This is a genomic window from Pseudoalteromonas sp. 120-MNA-CIBAN-0494, from assembly GCF_040308885.1.
GTDB lineage: Bacteria > Pseudomonadota > Gammaproteobacteria > Enterobacterales > Alteromonadaceae > Pseudoalteromonas > Pseudoalteromonas nigrifaciens.
On record NZ_JBEOOE010000008.1, the window covers coordinates 1 to 24,279 of the forward strand.

Below are 24,279 nucleotides of genomic sequence, written 5' to 3' on the forward strand. Positions count from 1 at the left end.
ATTGAATTTGAGGAACGACTCAGCAAGCATATTTAAAATCTAAAAACGGGCAGTTACACAGAATCCGTTACAGGCTCGTTAAATTTATTCCTACTTCTTTGAGTAGGAGCCTAATTTTGTCTGATAACATTATTAACCGCTGTTTTCGTGTGTTATAAACCATCTAAATGGTGTTGAATAAGCCGTTAACTTTAAAGGTATCCAATGAGATTTATATTAATCGTTTTATTTTTTTTAAATTCTACTCAAGCTCTTGCGCAGTATGACCGCTTGAGTCTAAATTCTGAGTTCCTAGGAAAAGACGTTACCGTTCAGATATCGTTACCAGACACTTATCGACATTCTGATAACTTTTCATACCCTGTACTAGTTGTATTAGATGGCGCCACTCAATTCAATCACGCGGCAGCTAGCGCGCATTTTTACAGCACTTATGCAGCAATACCGGAAATGATTGTTGTAGGTGTAAGTCTAAAAAATAGATTAGCATTTTTTACTCATACTGAGCCTGAAGCATTTGTCGGTCGAGCCGGTAAAGCTGACTTACTCACGCGTTTCCTACAAGAAGAGTTATTAAACCAACTTAATAAGCAATATAGAGTTGCGCCTTATTATGTTATCGCAGGCCACTCACTTTCTGGTCTATATACCAGTTACCTTGCAGTTAAAGGTAATACTAAATTTAATGCTGCGATATCCATTAGCCCAAGTCTTTGGTGGGATGAAGCTACAATAGTTACAGACTTTGAAAAAAAGCACTCAACCAGTGGAGCAAAAACTTTTCGATGGTTTCTAAGTATGGCAAGTGAGCCGAACGAAATGCCCGAAGCTTTTGATCGCATGTTATTGGCATTGGAAAAAAAATCAAAATCAGGGCTTTATTATAAGTACGCAAGGTTCCCCGATGAAACACACGACACCACTCCCGTAGTAGGAATGGCAAAAGGGTTACAAGCTATTTTTTCTGATTGGAATGCGGTACCTGAGATTGATATCATGCCTCTGTCGAACCTAATAAAATTTTATGAGGATAAAGCTAAAGAGTTCGGTTATGCATTCCCTTTATCGGCACATCAGTATAATGTTTATGGGCTCAAAGCTACGTATGAAGATAAGCCAGCATGGGGCGTTGAAATTTTGGAAAAAGGTACTGAGACTTTTCCTAATTCAGAGATACTGTGGGATAGTTTAGCAACAGCTTACAGTTTGAATAAGAATTTACCTGATGCGTTAATTGCATCTGAGCGTGCGCTGGAACTGGCTGTCGCCAATAATTCAATTTTTATCGCTGAGATCAAGGAGCAAAATACGGACTTGAAGCTAAGCAAAAAATAGATGGTCATCAGGTAGCCTGTAAAGTAATACAGCTAACAATCAAATCTTATCGCCAGCAAATAGCGCTGGCGTGACTTTAACCCTCTGAGCGAATTCTCACGCTAAATTTAGGCGTTGCTGAGTGATAACAATTGATACGTGCCAGACTCTAACTTCGAGTCTGGCTTAGGTCCAAATTTAAGCATCGATCTGTTCTGATACTTCTAACGCATCATCAACTTCTATTCCCAAGTACCTGACAGTGCTCTCTAGTTTTCTATGGCCAAGTAGAAGCTGACAGGCTCTTAAATTTTTAGTTTTTTTGTAAATGAGTGATGGTTTGGTACGTCTCATAGAATGAGTGCCATATTGAGTCTTATCTAATCCAATTGAGGTGACCCAAGAATCAACTATACGTCCATATTGACGGGTTGAAAGGTGTTCAGAGGAATGAATTCGTGACTTAAACAAGTAATCATAAGAATTGAGAGTAAATTGCTCTATGAGCGCCACAATTGATTTCCTTGTATTTCCAGTAATTTCAAATTGAACAGGCATACCAGTCTTTTTTTGAACGACTATTGCCCTTGATTGGATTGTTTTACCATGAGCGATGTCATTAACTTTTAGTGAAACTAAATCACACCCTCTTAGTTTGCTATCTATGGCTAGGTTAAATAGTGCTAGATCTCTTATTTTATGAAAAAGTTCTAGTCGTATTCGGATAGCCCATATTTGCTGTAATTTTAAAGGTAACTTTTGTCCTACAAGCTTATTTTTATTCCAAGGCTCTTTAGGCTGATATATAGTTAACTGGTGCATTAGTTGTACTCCGGTGTTTATGGAGTTTTAAGCTTAGCTTGCTACAAAAAAATTCGGGTATGAGCGAGAAGCTGACGGTCGGATATACTCGTTTTTGGACATTTTTGAGTTTCGAATCGGCACAAGAATAACAGGTCTCAGATTTGTAAAAGAATGGAGTGACTCTAGAACTGTGGCCAATCTCTATCGGCCACAATAATCCAAGCTTTTCTTGAAATTCAGCTCGAAACTAAGCTTTAGCAAATTTCATTACGCAGCTACTCCTTGATCTTTTGACGATTTTTGTGGTTCACCGTTAATTCCCATCATCATCTTATAATGAGCGCCATGCTCAGACTCATCAAAAATCTTCCTGAAAACTTTTCTGTAGGTTTCAATAACTCCAATGTCTTGAGTTACGTACAAATCGTCAATAGAATGATGAGAGCCATCGTTAACCCACGAAAACAGTGACTGGCAAATCAACCTTTCTTCTCCTTCGAAAAGCTCAATCATGTCATCTTTTTTGATATTCCCTAAGAACGTAAAATAGTTCTCTAATATCTTTCTCATTGTATTTTGAATAGTTAGCGAACAAGGTTCAGGCGCTTTTATCTCTTGCCAGAGTAATTCATACGATGATTTTATTGGATTTGAATTGTGCCCAACAATTTTAGAAGTACCATCAACTTTCCTCACTATCCAAAAGGTTTCATCACTCAGTTTATCTTGCCCTGACCGTTTTTTATTAAAAGTAACTTCCTTAAAGAAATAAGTGTTATGAGTCAAGATGAATAACTGCTTAATTAAGCTAGAATCATTTCTAGCATCGGATATTAGTCCTTTTATTAAAGTACTTACAATAAACAAAATATCGCTATCCAAGCTAGAAACAGGATCATCGACAACTACAACTCTGTCAGTTGTTATGCCAACTTCGTTGAAGCTACCTTTAAGTAAATGGTAAAAGTATAAAAAAGATATAAAGGTCTTTTCTCCTTCACTTAATGTCTCTTTTGCACAAGAGCCATCACTTCTAACAATAGAGTAGCAACGATCTTTTGTTGATTTTCCAATAGTAAAACTAGTAAATCCAAATGACTTTAATAAACTGTTAATGGCATCGATAGTTGGCTGAATTGAAGTAGTATCCTTCTCTAGCACCTTTATTTCAGCATCCTTAGCTATCTTATGTGCCTTTTTAGTACTTATACCGACAGTTAAGCCCTTAATAGCTTTTTGCAAACTTGAGGAATCTTTTGTGTATTGTTGAAGTTCTGCTTTTAGTTCTTTCTCCAACACAAACTTCCAAACCTGATTGACTAACAGTTCTTTTTCGCTTTTAAAGTTAGATACAATTAAATTATGCTGATTAATTGAATTGTTGGCGTTTTCAACTATTGATTGAATTTCATCGATTATTTGATGGGTAGCTTTTAATGTAACAGTAGAAGCAGGCTCTGATATTTTATTACCAAGCAACTGCATATTCTCACTGGTTATCGCCTTCAATGTGTCAAACTTGGCTTTTAATAAGTTGCTGTCAATATCTGTATGGCTATTAGCTAAAAGGCTTTCGAGATGTGAAATCAATTGTTGTGATGAGTTAGAATATTTAGCCACTACAGCCTGTAGAGTTTCAATATTTTGAGTAAATGTTTCGTCGAAATAATTGGCTAACTGATCTTCAAAGCCACTCAGTAGTGTTTGTTGGCAAAAGGGGCACTCACCTTCTGCTTGAGGTAAGTAGTTCATACCATGTCTAACCCAGTCGCTGTTATTGAGCTTATTAATTACACCAGCTATATCAACATCACTTTTACCTATAATTCTTTGTTGTAAAATCAGATGTTGTTCCAATTCCTTTAGTTTTGACGAGTCAATAGTAAGTTGGATTAATGGTTTTGATTCTGGGGTATCACCAAATAGTGTCTTTGCTTTTTCAACTAAATATTCTTTTGTTTTTAAATCAGCAGTATTAATAGCGTCCTCACTAATAACTCGATCTTTAAACTTGGATTTACTGTTACGTACACCTTGAAAAGCGTCTTTAAATAACTCGTCTAATTTATCTTTTATTAACCAACATTTATCAGTGAAATTATTATCAATAACTTCAAGCTCTGTTATTTTCCCCTTGTTGCTGTCGTCACCATTTAAAACTAATTCCTTGGATTCAATTTCTTCAACTATCTTGTTTAATTCAAGTTTTCCTTGTGCAATATTATCTATAACTGCTTGATCAGCTTCCCCTAAGGTAAAGACACCGGGCAGGTCCTTTTGGGGATTGAAATTTTTCTCTACAAAATCTCGATTATAAACAAATCTTTCTATGGGCGATCCAGACCACTTAACTGTACAGTTTGCGTACCTTGTTGAATCTTCAATCAATCTAGAAATTGTCGTTTTACCAGCACCATTTGCACCAAAGAAAAAATTAAACTTTTCAAGTGGTGTAACCTGTTGAGAGACTATTCCATATGTTGCTGCGTTAGCGATTGTTAGAAAATTAATCATTCGACATCCTTGTTAGATAATTTAACGTCACCAGAGATTAATTATTGGAAATAAATAATTCCAAGTTTCAGTTAGTTAATTAGTTTTTTTGAGTAAACACCATTACAGTGATAATTTTGTAGTATAACAAAAATTTGCTTAGCTCTTAACATACAGAAAAAGAAGCAGCCCAACCAGATAACTCGAAAAGGGGTAGAAACGAGTTAATCATGAATGACTGCTCATGGCACTTTCCAGCCACTCGACAACATAAAATGTTGATAATAATTGGCAAGATATTTTACTGTGTCGGATGGCGCTTCGCTTATCCGACCTACAATTGGCACTGCGGGCTAATTTTTAATTGAAAACTACTTGTTTACGTATTACGTGAACGTATAAGTAACTGGCAGTGCAAACGTAAGCTATCCATATTTTCACAAATCTACCCGCTAATGGGTGCTATTTTGCTACTTACAAACCAAATACCCACCTTTAAATGCCATTTATGGGATTTACTGTGCCGTTTATGCTTATTTATAAAATCAATTAAGGTCAATATACTAAGCTAGTATTTTATTAATCGTTTAATTAAATAGCAGGCAATGTTCTGTCGTTAAATAAAAATTGGCTGCCTTGCCTGTTTAACAGCTTAAAACTATTTATATTGCGACTTTCTTATATGGTGTTTTTGTAAGCCTTTATTACCTTATCAATTTTAAGCTAAGAATGGTGCAAGGGATCATGTTGGCTATGCAATTTAATGGCAACATTTCTTAGAGCGGCTACTTCATTCTAATTTATAAAGGAATCATTTAATTATGTGGATAATTTTTGCATTACTCGCCACGGTTTTTTTTGGCGCACGAGGAATAATGTATCAATGGACATCCCAGAAAAAAATTGATCGAAACTTATTATTATTCGGTGTGTTTTTTGTCGGATTTATAATCAGTGTTTTGGGTGTAACCTTGTTAAATCAAAAGTGGTATGGCTGGGCTGATATTGCTGTTGGCTTAGCATTGGGCTTTGGCTCTTTTGCCGCGAATGCTTTTTTGCATAAAGGTTTTTCGGTTGGAAAGGCTTCGCTTATTAGTATTTTGTCGGGTTTAACTCCTTTATTTGTGTTGGTTTTTGCCTTTTTATTATGGCAAGAAACCTTAACAACGCTGCAGCTAATTGGCTTTTTTATTATTTTTGGTGGGCTTTATATTATTCGCTACTCTAATGATATTTCGTTTACTAATTTACAAGGGGCGCAATGGGGGTTACTGGCTGCATTATTCTTTTCATTTAATGACTTACTAGGTAAGCAGTCTACTTTGCTGGAGGCCGATACGTTCGCTACGCTCACCTCTATGTTTGGTTTTGGTAGTTTGCTTTTTGCTATTAGTTGGTTAGTAAGTAACAAAAAACAGGCCAGTGACGCAAATGACTCTCGGCCTAATTGGTCGCCAGTAAAAACGTTTTCTTGTGGGTTACTTATTGGATTGACGAATGTGGCTGGCATGGTTGCAATAATATCGGCTTTTGCAATTGGCAATACAGGGCTGGTTTCTGCTATTTCTGGTATGAATATTTTAATAATTCTTTTGTACTCACGCATTATTTTAAAAGAGTCGTTTACTCGCCAAGAGCTGTTAGGGCTAACGACCGCTTTTATAGGGGTAATTGTACTAAGGCTGAGCTATTAACGCTTAAAACCACACACAGTAAGGACGTTTCGGTAAATAATTAAATAGGAATAGTAAAAATGAAGAAGAAGTTAGCACTAATAGGGTGTGGTTATTTAAGCCAAACTATTGCTCAGGCTGTAAAAAGTGGCTCTCTTGCTGGTTACGAGCTAGTTGCGGTATTAGGCAGAAACCCAATTAGAACCAAACAATTTGCTGATTACTTTAACTGTACACCATGCACAGATATTGATGCGTTTATGGCTTTAAAGCCTGAGTTTGTAGCCGAAGCTGCATCGGCGGTATCTGTAACCGATTATTGTGAAAAAATATTAGCCGCTGGCTCGCACTTAATTGTGTTATCTACGGCGGCATTTGCAGATGTAGCTTTGTACCAAAGAGCCATAGCTGTAGCATTAAAAAATAATACTAAAATATACATTGCCGGTGGTGCAACAGGTGGCTTTAACCTGCTTCAAACCGCTTCATTTATGAGTTCAACACCGATTGATGTAACAATAACATCTAAAAAATCACCTGGTTTTATTGCTCGAACCCCTTTTAACAAAGAGGGCTTAATGAACATAACTGAGCCAGAAAGAGTTTTTAGCGGAACAGCTAAGGAAATTATTGATATTTTTCCTTATGTTTTTAATGTTATTTATGCAACTTCGCTAGCAAGTGCGGGGCCAAAAGCAACTAAATTTAATATTGATGCTGTGCCTAACTTTGCTGGAGATGACTACAGAATTGAAGTTAAAGGTGAACAAGTAGCTTTAGATTTAACAATTAAATCGGGCGATTATGCTATTGCAGCATGGAGTGTGGTGTCTATTTTAAATAATGCGGCTTCTCCGGTCGTTTTTATGTAAAACACTAAGCTGAGCGGCTATAGCAGCCTGCTATTCTCACCTTATAATATTTATTATTCATAAATAAAAAGCCGATACTGCAATCAGTATCGGCTTTTACCTATTTGTAATTCAGGTATTAAAAAACTAATTAGTTATTGCTGAGTTTTAATTAGCTTTGCGGTGTAATTAAGTATTTTTCGCCTGTGGCTTGTTTAGAGTAAGCCGCTATTGATGCTAATTGTAGCGCCTCAGACAACGACACTTCATGGGTGTAATTGCTGGCAAATGTGGTAGTAATTTCATCGGCTATACGTTTACGCATTGCCACTACCGTATTCGTGCCTAATTTACCAAGCGCATTAAATAATAAAAACCCATTTACGCCCCAAGCAAAGCCAAAATTACGATTTAGCGTAATAGGGCCGCGATCAAGTGCGCCATAAATATAAACTTGCTTGAAATTATCTGAGCCATACACGCTATACTCTTCTACGTCGCGAGTTATAGCAGCTTCCATACAGTTAAGAATGTCGCTGGTTAGTTGGCCACCGCCAATTGGATCAAACGCAATTGTGGCACCAGTGGCAATAATTGCTGCGGTTAAATCCTCAAGAAACGACTCACTACTAGAATTAACCACATACTTTGCGCCCATGTTACGTAACAGTGTTTCTTGCTCTGTTTTGCGTACAATATTAACTAAATCAATACCGTCGGCAATACAAATACGGTTTAACATTTGCCCAAGGCTAGATGCCGCCGCCGCATGAATAATAGCTTTATGGCCTTCGGCGCGCATGGTTTCTACCATAGCTAGTGCTGTAAGCGGGTTAACAAAAGACGATGCGCCTTGCTTAGCGGTAGTGCCTTCTTTTAACTCTAAGCAACTTTGTACATTAACGCAGTGATATTGACGGTACGTTCCGCCGCCAATTACAGCAACCATTTTACCCATTAATGCTTGTGCCGCTGGCGATGAGCCCGCAGCAACTACAGTACCGGCACCTTCATTACCTACAGGCGTTGCTTTATTAACACGTGTTTTGAGCGCTGGCATAAACTTAGCTGGCACATTAGCTGTAATAGCTGGGCTTTGCCCAGTACCCGATTGCGTTGCTGTAGACATGTCAGCGGCGCTGAACATAACCGCTAAATCAGATGGGTTTAATGGCGCAGCTTCAATGCGAATAACCACTTCATCGGCACTTGGTTGTGGCATGTCGATGTTTTGTAAGGCAAGCGTTAGTGTGTTGTCTTCGCTGATTGTTGAAGTAAGTTGGATATTTTTGTCTGTCATCGGGATTTGCTCCTGCACATTATTAAATTAGTTAAACCAATAAGGTTAATGAATTGGCTGTTTTATAGCTAAGCATTAGCTGCTTGAATTTGCGCTGTGACCTTTTGCATAAACTCGGGCATGTTTGCGAGCCGATCTACCTCTACTTTTTGCGCAATAGCAGATTGGCGCATGGTGTCGTTCCACTGTTTCATTCCCGGTACATCACCCAGTACATCCCAATTAAGTTGGCTGGCACCAAAAGCGTTAACTATGGTATTTACGTGATAAACGTAAATATCTGCCATAGTAAACTGCTCACCCGCAATCCAAGGTGAAAACTTACATAAGCGACTCAAGGCGGTAACACCACGGGTTAACACTTGGCGTACCTCATTTTTAAGCGATTCTGGCGCGTTTGTACCACTAAACGCATACGGTATAAGGCGTCTGCTTGGCAGTTCAAAGTACAGCTCTGCTATTTTCATAATTTGGCGCACTGCTGCACGCTCGGTGCTATTTTTTGGATAAAGCGGAATATCTGGGTATGACTCTTCAATATAGTCGCAAATAACACTCGACTCTGAAATATTAACGCCCTGAGATGTTGTTATAACTGGCACTTTACCCGCAGGACTCATTGCCAGTAACTCGTCACTACCGCCGTAAATAAGGTGCTCTTTAAATGGCAGTTCTTTATATAAAAGTACATGTTTTACTAGGTTGTAATAGTTGCTAGCAGCAAAACCGTGCAAAGTAATCATAATAAATTTTCCATCATTAACGTGAAGGGACTTTTTAATTACCTAAAATGCAATTAATGCCTCAGTGCTTAATACACTGCGACTGGGCTATTTAAGCTAAACACATTATTACTGGTTTTAATTTGCTTATATATAGGGGTAAATGCTAATCACTTTTGCTTTTAAGACAAAAATAGAAAACTATTTGGCAAGGAAGTAGTGGCGGTACTAGCGCTCCCTATTTACATTTTTTAATAGGGAACCCCAGCTAAAGAAGTTATTTTTGTTGGTAATAATTTACGTTAAATTAAGTAAAACAGGCGAACTCAGCAAAGTTATGCCAACAGGCTAAACTTGGTTATTACAAGCTCGGCGCTGAATTACTGCGGCTCTAATATGGTCGTAACTCAAGTTAAATAAAAAAGCATAAATAGTAATAAAAATAGTCACGCCTAAGTCCATTAAAAAAGCATTCCATAAGCTCACCGATAATAAATAAGCCATAATTGGAATAGTTAACACCAGTAAACCCGCTTCAAATAAGGTAACGTGAAATAGCCGCATTGAAAAAGTACGCTTAGTTTTATCTCCTTTAACATAAAGATCAAAAACCCAATTAAAAGCATAATTCCAAACCATGGCGACACTCGCAATAACTATCATAGTTCCTGATAATGCAGCGATATCGTGCTCAGTAAAAGCAGCTAAACCGGCAATCGATAAAGTTACTGCTATTACTTCAAATGACACAGAGTGAAACACACGCTCTACAGCTCTCATTGTTATATTTCTCCAATAAAGGTCTTACTTTAAAATTAAGTGATTAACACTAGGCAATTAACACAAAGTAATTAATACAAAGGTGATAAAAAAGGATAACGAAATTATTAAGCGGCGATTATGACAGTCAATCAAAACAGATAAAGTTAACAGCTATCACGAATAGTGATAATCTGAGCCAAATACCTGTAACTCTCAGACACACCATGTATAGCTTCGAGCAATTGAAAGTATTTATCACTGTATGCGACACCGGATCTTTTTCAGCTGCTGCTCGTAAATTAAAGCGTGCTCAATCGGGGGTAAGTCAAGCAATTGCAAACCTTGAAATAGCCATTAATCAAGAGCTGTTCAATCGTGATAAAAACACTCCGGTATTAACTGATAACGGCAAAACCTTGCTGCCAATTGCAAAGTCTATTTTGCATCAACAAAAGTATTTTGATCAAACAATAGAATCGCTAGCAAAAGAGCATGAGCATGAAATGGTTATTGCTGTTGATGAGAGTGTAATGAGCCCAGACTTTTTAAATATTCTCATGCCGCTTGCCGATAAATACCCAATAACTCACTTTGATATCATCACCACCTCAACCTTTGATGTAGAACAACTCGTTCGTTCGGGTAGGGCGCAAGCCGGTATTGTTTATGCCGACGGTGAGTTAAAGGTGGATATGGATTTTTTCTTGTTAGGGCAAGCACGCTTTTTAACCGTAGCATCATCGACCCACGAATTAGCCAAACTAGCTAAAGTGCAAGGCTCTGATTTAAAACGTTATAGACAATGTGTACATCGCAGTGCTGAACATAAGGAGTTATGGTTTAGTTACGGTATTAGCTCTATGTTGTGGTATGCCAACACTCACCAAACACTGGTTGAGTTAGTTCATGCGGGCATGGGGTGGGCAAACGTACCTGAGCTATCAGTAAAAGAGCAGATAAACCAAGGCCATATTGTCGCATTGCCTGTTACCCATGAGTACAATGGGTGGTTAACGCCTGTAGGATGCTTAATTTCTCGAAGCCATCAATCGGGGCCTGTACTAACGAGTTTAATTGACACTCTTCAACAGTATCATTTTAGTAAAAACAGCTGGAAAATCAGATAAGCTACCCATTGTTTTGATAGAATAATTGTCACTTTTAAACAAATTAATCTATCATAAACACATAAATTTTAGAGCCTGCTTTATGATAATTTGAGGGCGTTTTTCTGCTTAAATTTTGCATTTAAAAAGCCAGGGATTAATGCTTTCCTTACTCCTGCGTTTAGTAAAATATTAATTTTATTTCAGCTTTTTATGAGCAACGTCCTTTTCAAAGCCTTGTTATTCCCAAGGGCAATTTTAAAGTTGAGTTAAAAACAACAAATGGAGCAGCTCGTTGGATCAACTACGTGCAATTAGGTATTTTAGTAAAGTAGTCGAAACTGGCAGCTTTACCAAAGCAGCCAGTACTTTTAACGTGCCGCCGTCGTCGTTATCAAGGCGCGTTGCAGATTTAGAAAAAAGCTTAGGCGCTACGCTGTTAAAGCGCTCAACCCGACTCGTTAAATTAACAGAAGTAGGGCAAATTTATTATAACGATATACAGCAAATTTTGAGTCAACTAGAACAAAGTAATGAAACCGTACGCAGTTATCAAACAACGCCAATGGGGCGTTTACGTATTAGCTCTATGGTGGGGTTTGGTGAGCAAATATTATTACCTTTGCTAGATGAATTTAGCGCCTTATACCCTGAAATAGTGCTGGATGTTAGTTTAACTGATCAGCTATCGACACTCGGACGCGACGATGTTGATATTGCTATTCGCGGTGGTTACGCACCCAATGAGCGAGTACTAGCAATAAGGTTAATGGACAATGGTTTTATTCCGGTGGCATCACCTTGTTATTTAAAAAAACACGGAACACCTAACAATGCGATGGAACTAAAGCAGCATAATGGCCTTTATTTTAAAGCGCCAACGGGGCCAACGCCTTGGTTATGTAATATGGACGGCCAATGGCATGATGTATCTGGCCCTGCTGTGGCTATTTCTAATAGCGGATCGTGGCTAGCAAAAAAAGCGTGCAACGGTGAAGGTATTTTAATGTCGACTCGGTGGGCGTTAGCCCCTTATATTGACTCAGGTAAGTTGCAACAACTTCACTTTGAACATGAGTTAGCTATAACTCAAAATGCTAATATGGCTGTGTATTTGCTGTATCAAAAACAGCGCTACTTAGTACCTAAAGTAAAAGCGGCAGTAGACTTTTTAGTGCAAAAAATAAAGACAGAAAATGAACAATAAACACAAAGTAACAGATTCCCTAGGCTGATTAATTTACAACTGCGTGGTTTGTTAAACAAAACTAACCGCAGGTTACTTTCGTTTTTTGCTTATGCAAACTGTAAACCCCCATTACAGTTTGCACAAAAGCCACAAATTAACACTGCATTTTACGCTATAGGCACTGTGCTAATAAAAGGATTAAGCTTAACTTTTAACGTGTTTAAAAAACACTTTAAAGCGAGTGTTTTCGTTTGAGGTTACCACTATTTCGCCCCCATTTGCTGTAACTAGCGCTTTTACTATCGCAAGCCCTAAACCCGCGCCATTGCCTTGTCGCTGCCTTGATTTATCGGCTCGATAAAATCGGTCAAATAAATAGGGTAAATGCTCTGCTGCTATTTTTTCGCCTGGGTTGGTAACCGCAATACACACTTGATCATTTCCAGTGCGCTCACTACTAATAGTTATCGATTCGCCTGCTGGGGTATACCTAATCGCATTTGATAATAAATTAGATAACAACTGCCTAAAGTGTAATTGTTCACAATAAAACTCAACATTACTACCTTGTTTAATAAAGGTAATATTGGCATCTTCTGCTACCGCATCAAAGTATTCTAGTAACGCGTCTATTTCTTCATCACTTTGTAATACTTGTTGTTGTGCTTTTATCAGTCCATTTTGAGTTTTTGCTAACCACAACATATCACTAACCATTTTTGTTAGTCGCTCTAGTTCTTCAAGGTTTGAAAACAACAGTTCTTGGTATTGCACAAGGTCGCGCTGTTTTGTTAAGCCAACTTGTGTTTGAGTAATAATATTAGTAAGCGGGGTACGCAGTTCGTGGGCTATATCGGTAGAAAAATTTGATAAACGCATAAACTCATCTTGTAATCTATCCAGCATGGCATTAAATGAATGCACCATATTCACCAGCTCAATTGGCACTTTACTTTCATCTAACCTAACATCCATTTTATGGGTTTGAATGTCATATATTTTTTTGCTTAAGCCACGCAGTGGATTTAACCCCTGATGTACCGCAAACCAAGCAACGAGTAAAATGAGCACAGCTGAGCCAAACATAATCACCCATAGGCTTTGTTTAAATTGGCGCAAAAAATGTTTATGAAAACTCATATCAATGGCGGCGGTAATTTTATAATGCTGTTGCTGCACGTTAAAGTCGCTAACTAATGCGCGATAGGTATGATCATTGGCTTGCCAATGCACTATGTTATCGCGATTAAAACCAAGCGCCGATGGCGCACTCATAATCTGCTTAGTAAAATCGCGACCTGAACTTTGGTAAATTAAGGCTCCTTGCTGGCTATTTACTTGATAATAAACACCATGATGTCCTGCCACAGCTTTAGATAATGCCTGTCCTAAAGGTTCACTTGAGCTATGCTGCTGGGCTAAAACAGCTGCAACTGACTGGCTAATAACCTTTAACTCGCCACTGTCTTGCTCAATAAAGTGATGCTCAATGGAGGAGTTAATTAATGACGCTACTAAGGTTAAACAGGCTATTACAGTAACAGCAATAAACAATACCACCCGCATGGTCAACGACATTGGTCGAGCGTTAATTTTGGGCATTTTCGACCTCTAATTTATAGCCCATACCGCGCACTGTATGAATAAGTTTAATACTATACTCATCGTCAACCTTGCCCCGCAGGCGTCTAATCGCAACATCTATTACATTGGTATCACTTTCAAAGTTCATATCCCATACTTGCGACGCAATAAGTGAGCGAGATAGCACTTCGCCTTCTCGGCGCAGTAGTAGCTCTAATAAGCTAAACTCTTTATTACTGAGCAAAATACGCTTGCCTGCTCGCTGTATTTTACGCTTTGGTATATCCATTTCTAAGTCTGCAATTGTGAGTATGTCGGCCACCTTTTGCACGCCACCACGGCGAATAAGCGTACGTACGCGGGCAAGTACTTCTGAAAAAGCAAACGGTTTTATTAAGTAATCATCTGCGCCAAGTTCAAGCCCTTTTACTCTGTCATCAACACTATCGCGAGCCGATAAAAATAATACTGGCGTGTCGTTTTTGGCTTCTCGTACCGACTCTAAAATTCGCCAGCCAGATACATCGGGCAACATTATATCTAATATAATCACATCAAATAATTCGGTCATTGCTAAATGGTGACCGTCAAGGCCATTGCGCGCCAAACAAACCTGAAAGCCGGCTTCGGTTAAGCCCTGCTTTAAGTAATCACCGGTTTTAATCTCGTCTTCAACGATTAGTAAGCGCATATAATTCCTTTGTTACTTTTATTATAATTTTAGTTATCACTTAAAACAGCACTATGCCATATTAGTTTAAACAACAACATGACGCGAACATTACAACTTTGTAATGTTCGCGTCATGTCGATGTCAGGTTTAAACATTATACTCAATGCATATTTTTCTCTTAAGGTGTAATAAAATGGGTTTTAAAGAGTCATTACAGCACATTTCAAAGCCACGTAGGCGCTTTGTTCAAGGATTAGTTGCTGGCGGTGTGCTGGCAGCTTTTCCAACTGTTTTACATGCAGCATCATCTTTAGCGGCATCAACATTAACAGGTACAGTGCCTGAGTTGAGCGGTAAAGTTATTGACCTGGTTATTGATGAGTCCCCGGTAAACTTTACCGGTGTAGTGCGTATGGCAACCACCATTAATGGCTCTATTCCCGCGCCAACATTACGCCTTAAAGAAGGTGACGATGTGACCATTCGCGTTACCAACAATTTAGCGGTACCTAGCTCTATTCACTGGCACGGAATTATTTTACCGTATCAAATGGATGGTGTACCGGGCATTAGCTTTAAAGGCATTATGCCTGGCGAAACGTTTGTTTATAAATTTAAGTTACAACAAAGCGGTACTTATTGGTATCACTCACACAGTGGCTTTCAAGAAATGACCGGTATGTATGGGGCGTTAATTATTGAGCCTCGTGAGCAAGATGTTATCAGCGCAGATAATGAACATATTATTCAACTCTCTGATTGGACTGATGATGATCCTATGGAGTTATTCCGTAAATTAAAAATTCAGGGGGATGTGTTTAACTTTAATCAGCCCACTGTACCTGAGTTTTTTGATGACATAGCAACAAGCGGCGTTGCTAATGCACTTCAACGACGTGAAATGTGGAACCAGATGCGAATGAGTCCAACCGATTTAGCTGATTTATCGGCTTCGGCAATGACCTATTTAATGAATGGTACTGCGCCAATGGCTAATTGGCGTGGGCTGTTTAAAGCGGGCGAAAAAGTACGTTTAAGATTTATTAATGGCTCAAGTAACACCTTTTTTGATGTACGTATCCCAGAGTTAAAATTAACTGTGGTACAAGCAGATGGACAAAATGTTGAACCCGTTACCGTAGATGAGTTTCGCTTTGGTCCAGGTGAAACCTACGATGTGGTTGTTGAACCTAAGAATGACGCATACACAATTTTTGCACAAAGCATGGACCGCTCAGGTTATGCCAAAGGGACTTTGTCTGTCGCTGCTAATATTGATGCGCCAGTGCCTGCACTTGACCCCGTTGAGTGGTTAGCAATGCGAGATATGATGGGCAATATGGATCACTCTGCTATGCCTGGAATGGATCACAGCGCTATGGGCCACGCTAGCATGGACAAAACCAGTATGGATCAGGGGGCAATGGATCATAGCACAATGGATCACGGTGCAATGGCAATGGACCATAGTAAGCATAATATGGGTAAAAATCCACTGGCTGTTCCAAGTCAGAAAGTTCGCCACGCTAAAACAGAATATGGCGCCTCAGTTGATATGCGCGTTGATACGCCACGCACAAACTTAGACGATCCTGGTATTGGGCTGCGCAATAACGGCCGTCGTGTTTTAACACTTGCAGATTTACGCTCTCTTGATGGCATAGTTGACCACCAAGCGCCTGAAGCCGAAATTGAGCTGCATTTAACCGGCAACATGGAACGCTACAGCTGGTCTTTTGATGGCTTAGAGTTTGGTAAAAGTACCCCTGTGCATATGAAGCATAATCAGCGGGTACGAGTTATTTTACAAAACGATACCATGATGACACACCCTATGCATTTACATGGTATGTGGAGCGACTTGGAGAACGATCAAGGTGATGTGTTAGTTCGCCGCCATACCATTATGGTACAGCCCGCCCAAAGAATTAGCTTTTTAACTACGCCACATGATGTTGGTCGTTGGGCTTGGCATTGTCATTTACTGTTTCATATGGATGCAGGTATGTTTAGAGAGGTGGTTGTATCATGAGAAATTTAACCTTATCAACTGTACTTACTAGTGCACTATTAATTAGCGCACCGTTATTGAGCCTGCATGTGTTTGCTCAAACTGAAATGGGCGACATGGCGGGCGATATGGCGGGCGATAAAATGCAGCCGCAAGGCGGCGATGCCCCTAAAAATGCTCGCGATCCACACGCTTATGCTAATGGCACAACCTTAACGCAAGGGCCATATGCTTTAGCTGATGGCGAGCGCTTAACCCTTGCGGATGAGCATAAGTTTTACGCTATTTTAGGTGATCGCCTTGAGTATAACGAACAAGCCGATGCTGCTGTTTTCGATTTACAAGCTTGGTACGGCACCACCTTTAATCGATTAGTGATAAAAACCGAGGGCGATGTTAGTGATGGCAAGCTTGAAGAAAATCAGACTGATATTTTATGGGGCCATGCAATTTCGGCTTACTGGGATACGCAAGTTGGTATTCGCTACGATTATTATAAAGAGGGCAAAAACCGTCAATGGTTAGCGTTTGGTATTCAAGGCTTAGCACCTTATTGGTTTGAGCTTGATATGACAGCGTATGTAGGTGAGAGCGGAAACACAGCATTTACAGCAGAAGCTGAATATGAGCTGCTTTTAACACAAAGGCTCATTATACAGCCTCGTGCTGAAATAACATTTTATGGTAAAGACGATGAACAAAATGAGCTAGGCAGTGGGCTATCTAGTACTGCTATTGGCGTTAGGGTTCGTTATGAATTTACTCGCCAATTTGCACCTTATGTAGGTGTAGAGTGGACTAATAAATTTGGTAGCACAGCAGATTACGCCAAGCTAAACGAGCAAAGCAGCAACGACACTGAGTTTGTTGCCGGTATAAGATTTTGGTTTTAATATTTAAAAATAAGAGGTAATTATGAAATTTATAACTATTGCGGCAATTTTAGGCTTAGCTGTAAGCTTTTCGGCATCAGCTCATATTTCGCTAAAGCAATCAACACCACAAAATAGTGCGATGCTAATGCAAAGTCCAGAGCAACTTACGTTAACGTTTAGCGGCGAAGTACAACTTGCCAAAGTACTCTTAAGTGATGCTGCAAACAAGCAAGTAGATTTTAACTTTAAACCCAGTGCAAAAGCTAATAGTAACTTTAGCTGGCCTTTACCCAAGCTTGAAAAAGGTAATTACACAGTTAAATGGATAGCGCTTGGTGGCGATGGCCATAAAATGTCAGGCAATTTTGACTTTATATTACACAGCAGCGACACACATTCTAAAATGAAAGACATGTCTGCTCCGCATAAACAACATAATCATTAGGTAGTCATATAATGCAATTAAGTGATTGGTCAGTGCTGTTACTATTATTAAAAATAGTAAGCTATTTAGCTATTGCAGCCCTTGCGGGCTGCTTGCTAATGCGCTTACTTAATAATGAGAGTACAACGCCAGATACACAATTAAGCTGTTTTAATCGGTATTTAAAGCGCTGGCAAATCACCCTTGTTATGGTGGGCTTTATTGGTGCAATATTACAAATACCAATTGAAGCGGGGGCCATGGCTGAATCTGGTTTTGCTGGCATGATAGACCCCTTCATGGTGGATATAATTTGGCAGTCAGTAATTGGTGAGCAGGTAAGTATTAGAGTGCCTGCATTTATAATTGCCTTGTTTGCGGTGTGCACTTGGCGCACCCATTCAAACTCAGCTAACGTGGCTAATTTTGTTATTACACTATTAGCACTTATTATCCTTACCTATAGCTTTACCTTAACCGGCCACAGCGCCGAAAAAGACCTATTAATTAAAAGTATATTAACACTGCATTTAATTGCCATTGCTAGTTGGATTGGCTCACTATGGCCTCTTTATAAAAGTTGCCAACTGCTATCGTTAAATACGATAAAGCATTTAATGGAACGCTTTGGACAGCTAGCAATTATCATAGTAACGGTACTGCTTATATCGGGTATAACCTTATTATGGCAATACTTAAATTCATTTTCTGTATTATTTACTTCAAATTATGGCCAGCTAATAATGTTAAAACTGTTGTTAGTGAGTGCTATGTTACTACTGGGTGCTTGGCATAAACTACGTTTAGTTCCGCAAATTACACAGCAACATCATGTTGTTACTTTAAAGCGTTCTATTTCTGTTGAAATGGTTATTGCCGTGTGTGTATTGCTAACCACCAGTGTATTTACCACGCTCGTTGGACCGCCCGTATAATTTATCTTATAAAGAGAAAAACATGTTAATAAAACACCCTAAATTTGGATTGATCTCAGCGCTGTTACTTACTGCAACAAGCTCTTTTACTGTAAACGCGCATGGTGATGAAGAGCACGCAAAAAAATCAGCTTTATTTGTTAATGTAAGCAGTGCTGCAGCAAAAGTTGTTAGCTCGTTTCATACTGCGCTTAAGCAAGGCGATAAAGTAACTGCTCGACAATTACTAGCCGATGATGTGATTATTTTTGAAGGTGGCGGCGTTGAGCGCTCAGCCGATGAATACGCTAACCACCACATGTTAGCTGACATGAAATACCTAAGTGCAATTAACAGCGACCTATTAGAGCACCAAGTGTTTATTAATGGTGATATGGCTTACTCGGTATCAAGAAGTAAAAGTCATGGCAACTATAAAGGTAAAGAAATAAGCGCCACAGGTATGGAGTCAATCACCTTAAAAAACACCGATTCAGGCTGGAAAATAACTCATATTCATTGGTCAAATTAAGGCGTTAATTATGCGTATAATTAAAATCACCTCAAGCGTGCTTTTAGCACTAGCACTGCCTCTTATGGGGGCGTGCTCTGAGCAATCACCGCAAGTACATAAAGCAACTAGCTCAGCCGATAGCATCAAAAAGCAGGAGTTAAAGCTTACTGTTTATAAAGATAAAAACTGTGGCTGTTGCAAAGGCTGGATTGAGCATATAAATCAAAGCGACATTAATACAAAAGCCATTGATGCAGACGATATGGGGTTAATAAAATCGCAATATCAAATAAAGCCTAACCAGCGCTCATGCCATACAGCTGTGTCGGCCAACGGTTTTGTGTTTGAAGGCCACGTACCGGCTAAGTTTATTAAACAATTTTTATCGGAAAAACACCCAGCGCATATTATCGGTTTAACCGTACCCGCAATGCCACTAGGCACACCAGGTATGGAAATGGGTGATGCATTTCATAAATACAACATTGAATTTATTACCACAAACACCACCACAGGTGTGTACAAGCACATTAGTCAATACGACGAGCAGTTTTAACTGTTGTGGCATAGTTTGTGAAACAAACATTACAAATAGGCGTTTTAAGTAGCATACCCCCCTAATTAAAACGCCTAGGTGTGTAAAAGTATCTCTCTCGTGTAAAAAATACATAATTAATCTTTAAGGAGAATGTAATGCCCCAGTATTTAAAATTTGTTTTAATGATTGCGACATCCACTCTAATCATGTTTGTATTAATGTATTTAAACAGTTACCAACTTAGTCATGTGTTTTTTAGTGAAACGCGTACCTATATGGCTATCTATATGGGCGCTGCAATGGCGGTAGTTATGCTGTTGTTTATGCTAAATATGTATAAGGATAAAAAGAAAAACAGCGTTGTTTTAGGGATCAGTATTATTACCTTTGTAGGCGCACTATTTTTAGTACGTTCGCAAATAACGGTCGACGATCAGTCTTGGATGTCAGCCATGATCCCGCATCATTCAATTGCGATTCTTACCAGCGACAGAGCAAACATTAACGACAAGCGCGTGCAAGAACTAGCAAAAAATATAATAGATGCGCAACGCCGTGAAATAAAAGAAATGCAGTGGTTGTTAAAAGACATTGAGCAAAATGGCATTGCCAACACAACAGCACAAGCACAATCTAGAGCAGTACCCGACTTTAATTCTCAGTAAATAAATCACCGATAAAAAGGAGCTTATAATGAGTAAATCAGCGCAACTATACAGAATGGCAACCGATGAACATATTTGCCCGTTTGGTTTAAAGTCAAAAGATTTACTAGAACGAGAAGGTTATGATGTTGACGATAAATTACTTACCTCTCGTGAGCAAACTGATAAATTTAAACAGCAACATAATGTAGAAACGACCCCCCAAACTTTCATTGACGATAAACGCATTGGAGGCTACGACGAGTTACGCGAATACTTTAATAAACCACAAGCCGCTCAGCAAGGTACTACTTACACTCCGGTAATTGCTATTTTTGCTGTTACTTTTTTGCTCAGCTTAGCGTTTAGTTTTGCTACCAATAATAGTCTTTTATCACTAAAAACCGCAGAGCTGTTTATAGCCTTAACCATGTCGGTGCTTGCAATACAAAAGCTACAGGATTTATTTAGCTTTACTAACTCATTTATAACTTACGATTTAGTTGCTATGAAAGTGGTTAGGTATGCCTATATTTATCCGTTTTTAGAAGCCTTTGTTGGTATAGGTATGATTGCGGGACTACCTGCTTATAGCGTAGCGCCAATTTCTTTATTTATAGGTAGTGTAGGTGCTGTGTCTGTAATTAAGGCTGTTTATATTGATAAACGCGAGCTTAAATGCGCCTGTGTTGGAGGAGACAGTAATGTGCCTCTAGGCTTTATTTCACTCACCGAAAACTTATTTATGATCGCCGCTGGTGTATGGATGTTTGTAAGATAACGTAAATATAATTTACGCGATTAAATTTAATACTGGTAGCTAGTTAAAGCACTGTCAGCTTTAACTAGCCCAATAATAATTTTATTTTTAAATTTATGGGCCATTTTTAAACCCACAGATTCAACCTTGAAGTGCATAACCGCTGAGTAGCTATAGCTAATCATATGCTCAACCATTAATTTGGCTGGCGTTTTATACTGTAGCTTTTTCTTGGTTTATCATTTAGCTTTACTATGGCATCTTCAATTTCTGATACTGTTACTTTTTTTAAATCAGTTGATTTAGACTAATACCGTGGCAGTAACCCACCCATGTTTTCATTCAGCCTTAGCAGTTATGTAAATACAGCACCATGCAAAGGTGCTAATAATGTAGTTGTAGCGGCAGCGACTGAATTAACTGCTTTATGATTCAGCTGTATTGATACAGTAAACTAGTTTGTCGCTCTACTATTGTTAGTAATGCGCCACTGTGTCCTCGATACACCAGTAAACTGGACTGCCTTATAACTGCATTTATCATTTGGGGTGTCAGTTGCGACTCTTCTGCTGTTACGAATTATTTGGCGAGTAAAAAATGACAAACAATAAAAACAAAAATCCGAGATACCTTAAAACCTAGTGCGGTAAAACTGTAAACCCCCATTACAACTTGCACAAAAAAGCCACAAATTTAAATTGTGGCTTTTGTTTTTTAATAATGAATCAAAAATTATTTTAGTAAGTTTTTCTCAAAAAATTCGGCCATCATAGTGTGGTAATGCAAAGCCGTTCCTTTGCCTTCTTTTAAGCTGTGTGAGCGATTAGGATAAGCAAAAAACTCAAATTGTTTATTGTGCTTAACAAGCTCGTCAATTAAACGCTCAGACCCCTGATAGTGCACGTTATCGTCGCCAGTACCGTGGATCAGTAATAATTTACCGCTGAGGTTTTTAGCAAAACTAATTGGCGAGGTATTATCATAGCTTTGTGGGTCGGTGTTTGGGTTACCCGAATAACGCTCTTGATAAATAGTGTCATATAAACGTATATCGGGCACAGGTGCTGAAGCAATACCTACTTTAAATTTGTCGCCGTGACGAAATAATAAATTAAGTGTAGAGCTGCCGCCGCCAGAGTGTCCCCATACGCCAACCCGCTCTGTGTCTATTACATCCCAGCGTTTAGCCATCGCGTCGAGCGCGTCAACTTGGTCTTGCACTGTAATTGAGCCTATTTTTTTATAAATAGATTTGCGCCAATCTCGGCCTTTTGGTGCGCGTGTACCGCGGTTATCAACTGATGCAACAATAAAGCCTTTTTGAGTTAATAACGATTTGTATAAATAGCTATTACCTTCAAAGCGATCTTGTACGGTTGATCCCCAAGGTTCGCCATAAACATAAAATACGATTGGGTACTTTTTATTTAGATCCATATCCGCAGGAAACATAATATAACCATCAAGCTCGGTGCCATCACGCGCGGCTACTTTAAAAAACTCATGGTTTGGTAAACTTTGCTCTGCTAATTTTTGTTTCAGCTCGCTGTTTTCGACCAAGGTTTTTACATTACTGTGATCGCTCACCTTAATAATTTGCTTAACGGCCGGCTGATTAAATTTAGAATAGGTATGCATGGCCCAAGAAGCATCCTTTGACACGTAGTAACTGTTGGAGCCGTTAAACTGCTCAGGTGTTACTCGTACTGGTTTACTGCTGCCATCTATTGCTGTGCGATACAAATAGCGCTGAGCTGCATCATCTGGTGATGCACTAAAATACAATACGTTTTTGTCTTCGTTGATTGCAAGCATATCAACAATGTCGTAATCGCCAGGGGTTAGGTCGATAATTTTTTTGCCATCGCGAGATATGCGATATAAATGACGCCAGCCGTCGCGTTCGCTGTGCCAAATAAAAAACTCACCACTTTTTGACCAATTAGCACTATAAAACCATTCAATAAACGCATCGTCTTTTTCTGCCAGTATTTTAGTTAGCTGCTGCTTTTGCCAATTAAATAACCATAAATTATTATGGTTTTGTGGGCGGTTTAAGTCTTGGATAAGTAACGACTCACCATCGCCTGCCCAGCTAATGCGTGGTATGTAACGATCGCGGTTATCGCCCTCAAGTTTAGCCCACCGGGTTTGCTTGTCACTCAGGCTCACTACGCCTACGCGTACAGCTGAGTTAGTTTCGCCCGCTTTAGGGTATGGAAATTCAGTAAGGCTAGGGTAGAGCGCTTTGGTGTTGTTGATCATGGTAAAGTATTTAACGCCGCTAGTATCGAGCTGCCAATACGCGATTGATTTATTATCTGGGCTCCAACTAAAGCCATCACGAATAGAAAACTCTTCTTCGTATACCCAATCGAAATTACCATTAACTGTGGTAGCGCTGCCATCGGTTGTTAATGCGCTAACGGTATTGCTGCCAACTGCTTGCATATAAATATTATTATCGCGCACATACGCTACTTTTGAGCTGTCGGGGGAGAACTTAGCAAACATAAGCTTTTTGGGCTCAGGGTTTTCGCCGCCCAACTGCGAGAGTTTATTCGTATTTAAGTTAAGTAACCAAAAATCCCCTCGGCTGCGCGAACGCCATACTTGCTCACTGTTGGTAAATACCATGAGCCACTGGCCATCTTTAGAAAATTGATAACTCTCAATTGCAAACGCTTCATCTGCGCCCTCTGGCAGTAACTTTTCAAAAGCAACCAGTACTTTTCGCCCTGTGCCATCGGCGTTGTAAAATACAATGTCGTTGCCTTTTACACCGTGCTCTTTTTCGTCGTCAGCTTTAACGCCTACTTTTTTATCGGCTTCACGTTGCTCAAGTACTGTGTAGCCAGTGCCATCGTCTAACCATTTAAAGTAAGTACTACGCTGTGCTTTAAAGTATTTATCTTTATAAATTTGCTCAAGAGTAAGCGGGTTACTAATAGGTGTAACTGTATTACCTGTTGTTGATGGTGATGTATTTGATGTCATAGAACACCCTTGTATGGTTATACCCGCCAGAATGGCAACTAACAGTGCTGAGGTTTTAATTATTTTCATCGTGTTTCCTAGGGGGGGTTATTAAATAAATACTGACCCCGCTACTTTAGCAAATAAGCAAA

21 protein-coding genes are annotated in these 24,279 nt (G+C 39.1%); 13 read left to right on the forward strand and 8 right to left on the reverse strand.

Features of this window, described 5'->3' with window-relative positions:
* Nucleotides 1-204: 204 nt before the first annotated feature.
* A complete protein-coding gene (locus AAEY55_RS07315; RefSeq protein WP_290190703.1) occupies nt 205-1,335 on the forward strand; it encodes an alpha/beta hydrolase in 1,131 nt (376 codons plus the stop codon).
* Between the two features lie 177 nt (nt 1,336-1,512).
* On the opposite strand, the gene AAEY55_RS07320 is transcribed toward AAEY55_RS07315, so the two are convergent.
* The gene (locus AAEY55_RS07320) at nt 1,513-2,136 is read right to left on the reverse strand and encodes a tyrosine-type recombinase/integrase (protein ID WP_010388419.1); all 624 of its coding nucleotides are present in this window, start codon (nt 2,134-2,136) and stop codon (nt 1,513-1,515) included.
* A 249-nt stretch (nt 2,137-2,385) separates the two neighbouring features.
* The gene (locus tag AAEY55_RS07325) at nt 2,386-4,632 is read right to left on the reverse strand and encodes an AAA family ATPase (RefSeq protein WP_350550667.1); all 2,247 of its coding nucleotides are present in this window, start codon (nt 4,630-4,632) and stop codon (nt 2,386-2,388) included.
* An 800-nt stretch (nt 4,633-5,432) separates the two neighbouring features.
* On the opposite strand from AAEY55_RS07325, the gene AAEY55_RS07330 reads away from it, so the two are divergent.
* Together AAEY55_RS07330 and AAEY55_RS07335 are read left to right on the forward strand one after the other, a co-directional pair.
* Nucleotides 5,433-6,305: a DMT family transporter gene (locus AAEY55_RS07330; protein WP_197182626.1), complete on the forward strand. Its 873-nt coding sequence runs from the start codon at nt 5,433-5,435 to the stop codon at nt 6,303-6,305.
* Between the two features lie 59 nt (nt 6,306-6,364).
* On the forward strand, nt 6,365-7,156 hold the full coding sequence (locus AAEY55_RS07335; RefSeq protein WP_179807983.1) for an aspartate dehydrogenase domain-containing protein: 792 nt from the start codon (nt 6,365-6,367) through the stop codon (nt 7,154-7,156).
* Between the two features lie 151 nt (nt 7,157-7,307).
* Here the strand turns inward: AAEY55_RS07335 and AAEY55_RS07340 are convergent, their stop codons facing one another.
* The 3 genes from AAEY55_RS07340 to AAEY55_RS07350 form a co-directional block, all read right to left on the reverse strand.
* Nucleotides 7,308-8,435, reverse strand: coding sequence for a zinc-binding dehydrogenase (locus AAEY55_RS07340; RefSeq protein ID WP_197182627.1), 1,128 nt, complete (start codon nt 8,433-8,435; stop codon nt 7,308-7,310).
* 68 nt (nt 8,436-8,503) lie between these two features.
* On the reverse strand, nt 8,504-9,178 hold the full coding sequence (locus tag AAEY55_RS07345; RefSeq protein WP_086996222.1) for a glutathione S-transferase family protein: 675 nt from the start codon (nt 9,176-9,178) through the stop codon (nt 8,504-8,506).
* 327 nt (nt 9,179-9,505) lie between these two features.
* Nucleotides 9,506-9,937, reverse strand: coding sequence for a PACE efflux transporter (locus AAEY55_RS07350; RefSeq protein WP_182678680.1), 432 nt, complete (start codon nt 9,935-9,937; stop codon nt 9,506-9,508).
* A 206-nt stretch (nt 9,938-10,143) separates the two neighbouring features.
* On the opposite strand from AAEY55_RS07350, the gene AAEY55_RS07355 reads away from it, so the two are divergent.
* Both AAEY55_RS07355 and AAEY55_RS07360 read left to right on the forward strand, forming a co-directional pair.
* On the forward strand, nt 10,144-11,046 hold the full coding sequence (locus AAEY55_RS07355) for a LysR family transcriptional regulator (RefSeq protein ID WP_011329658.1): 903 nt from the start codon (nt 10,144-10,146) through the stop codon (nt 11,044-11,046).
* 274 nt (nt 11,047-11,320) lie between these two features.
* The gene (locus AAEY55_RS07360; RefSeq protein WP_011329657.1) at nt 11,321-12,232 is read left to right on the forward strand and encodes a LysR family transcriptional regulator; all 912 of its coding nucleotides are present in this window, start codon (nt 11,321-11,323) and stop codon (nt 12,230-12,232) included.
* 186 nt (nt 12,233-12,418) lie between these two features.
* On the opposite strand, the gene AAEY55_RS07365 is transcribed toward AAEY55_RS07360, so the two are convergent.
* Entirely contained in the window at nt 12,419-13,816 is a 1,398-nt protein-coding gene (locus AAEY55_RS07365; RefSeq protein WP_231618001.1) for a heavy metal sensor histidine kinase, read from the reverse strand.
* Nucleotides 13,803-14,489 carry a heavy metal response regulator transcription factor gene (locus AAEY55_RS07370; protein WP_086998455.1) on the reverse strand — a complete coding sequence of 229 codons (687 nt, stop codon included), beginning with the start codon at nt 14,487-14,489 and terminating at the stop codon, nt 13,803-13,805. Before AAEY55_RS07370 ends, AAEY55_RS07365 begins: the two co-directional genes overlap by 14 nt.
* A 175-nt stretch (nt 14,490-14,664) precedes the next feature.
* Between AAEY55_RS07370 and AAEY55_RS07375 the strand changes: the two genes are divergently transcribed.
* The 8 genes from AAEY55_RS07375 (at nt 14,665) to AAEY55_RS07410 (ending at nt 21,172) form a co-directional block, all read left to right on the forward strand.
* Nucleotides 14,665-16,503: a copper resistance system multicopper oxidase gene (locus AAEY55_RS07375; protein ID WP_197182628.1), complete on the forward strand. Its 1,839-nt coding sequence runs from the start codon at nt 14,665-14,667 to the stop codon at nt 16,501-16,503.
* Entirely contained in the window at nt 16,500-17,375 is an 876-nt protein-coding gene (locus AAEY55_RS07380; protein WP_197182629.1) for a copper resistance protein B, read from the forward strand. The genes AAEY55_RS07375 and AAEY55_RS07380 overlap by 4 nt, the downstream gene beginning before the upstream one ends.
* Nucleotides 17,376-17,397: 22 nt before the next feature.
* Complete coding sequence (locus tag AAEY55_RS07385) at nt 17,398-17,802, forward strand: copper resistance CopC family protein (protein WP_197182630.1); 405 nt, start codon at nt 17,398-17,400, stop codon at nt 17,800-17,802.
* An 11-nt stretch (nt 17,803-17,813) separates the two neighbouring features.
* Nucleotides 17,814-18,716: a copper resistance D family protein gene (locus AAEY55_RS07390; RefSeq protein WP_197182631.1), complete on the forward strand. Its 903-nt coding sequence runs from the start codon at nt 17,814-17,816 to the stop codon at nt 18,714-18,716.
* 22 nt (nt 18,717-18,738) lie between these two features.
* The gene (locus AAEY55_RS07395) at nt 18,739-19,227 is read left to right on the forward strand and encodes a DUF4440 domain-containing protein (protein WP_011329650.1); all 489 of its coding nucleotides are present in this window, start codon (nt 18,739-18,741) and stop codon (nt 19,225-19,227) included.
* Nucleotides 19,228-19,237: 10 nt separating this feature from the next.
* Nucleotides 19,238-19,765, forward strand: coding sequence for a DUF411 domain-containing protein (locus AAEY55_RS07400; protein WP_197182632.1), 528 nt, complete (start codon nt 19,238-19,240; stop codon nt 19,763-19,765).
* A 137-nt stretch (nt 19,766-19,902) separates the two neighbouring features.
* Nucleotides 19,903-20,412, forward strand: a complete 510-nt coding sequence (locus tag AAEY55_RS07405; protein WP_197182633.1) for a DUF305 domain-containing protein — start codon at nt 19,903-19,905, stop codon at nt 20,410-20,412.
* A gap of 28 nt (nt 20,413-20,440) precedes the next feature.
* The gene (locus AAEY55_RS07410) at nt 20,441-21,172 is read left to right on the forward strand and encodes a MauE/DoxX family redox-associated membrane protein (protein WP_197182634.1); all 732 of its coding nucleotides are present in this window, start codon (nt 20,441-20,443) and stop codon (nt 21,170-21,172) included.
* A 711-nt stretch (nt 21,173-21,883) separates the two neighbouring features.
* Here the strand turns inward: AAEY55_RS07410 and AAEY55_RS07415 are convergent.
* A complete protein-coding gene (locus AAEY55_RS07415) occupies nt 21,884-24,217 on the reverse strand; it encodes a S9 family peptidase (protein WP_197182635.1) in 2,334 nt (777 codons plus the stop codon).
* Between the last annotated feature and the right edge of the window lie 62 nt (nt 24,218-24,279).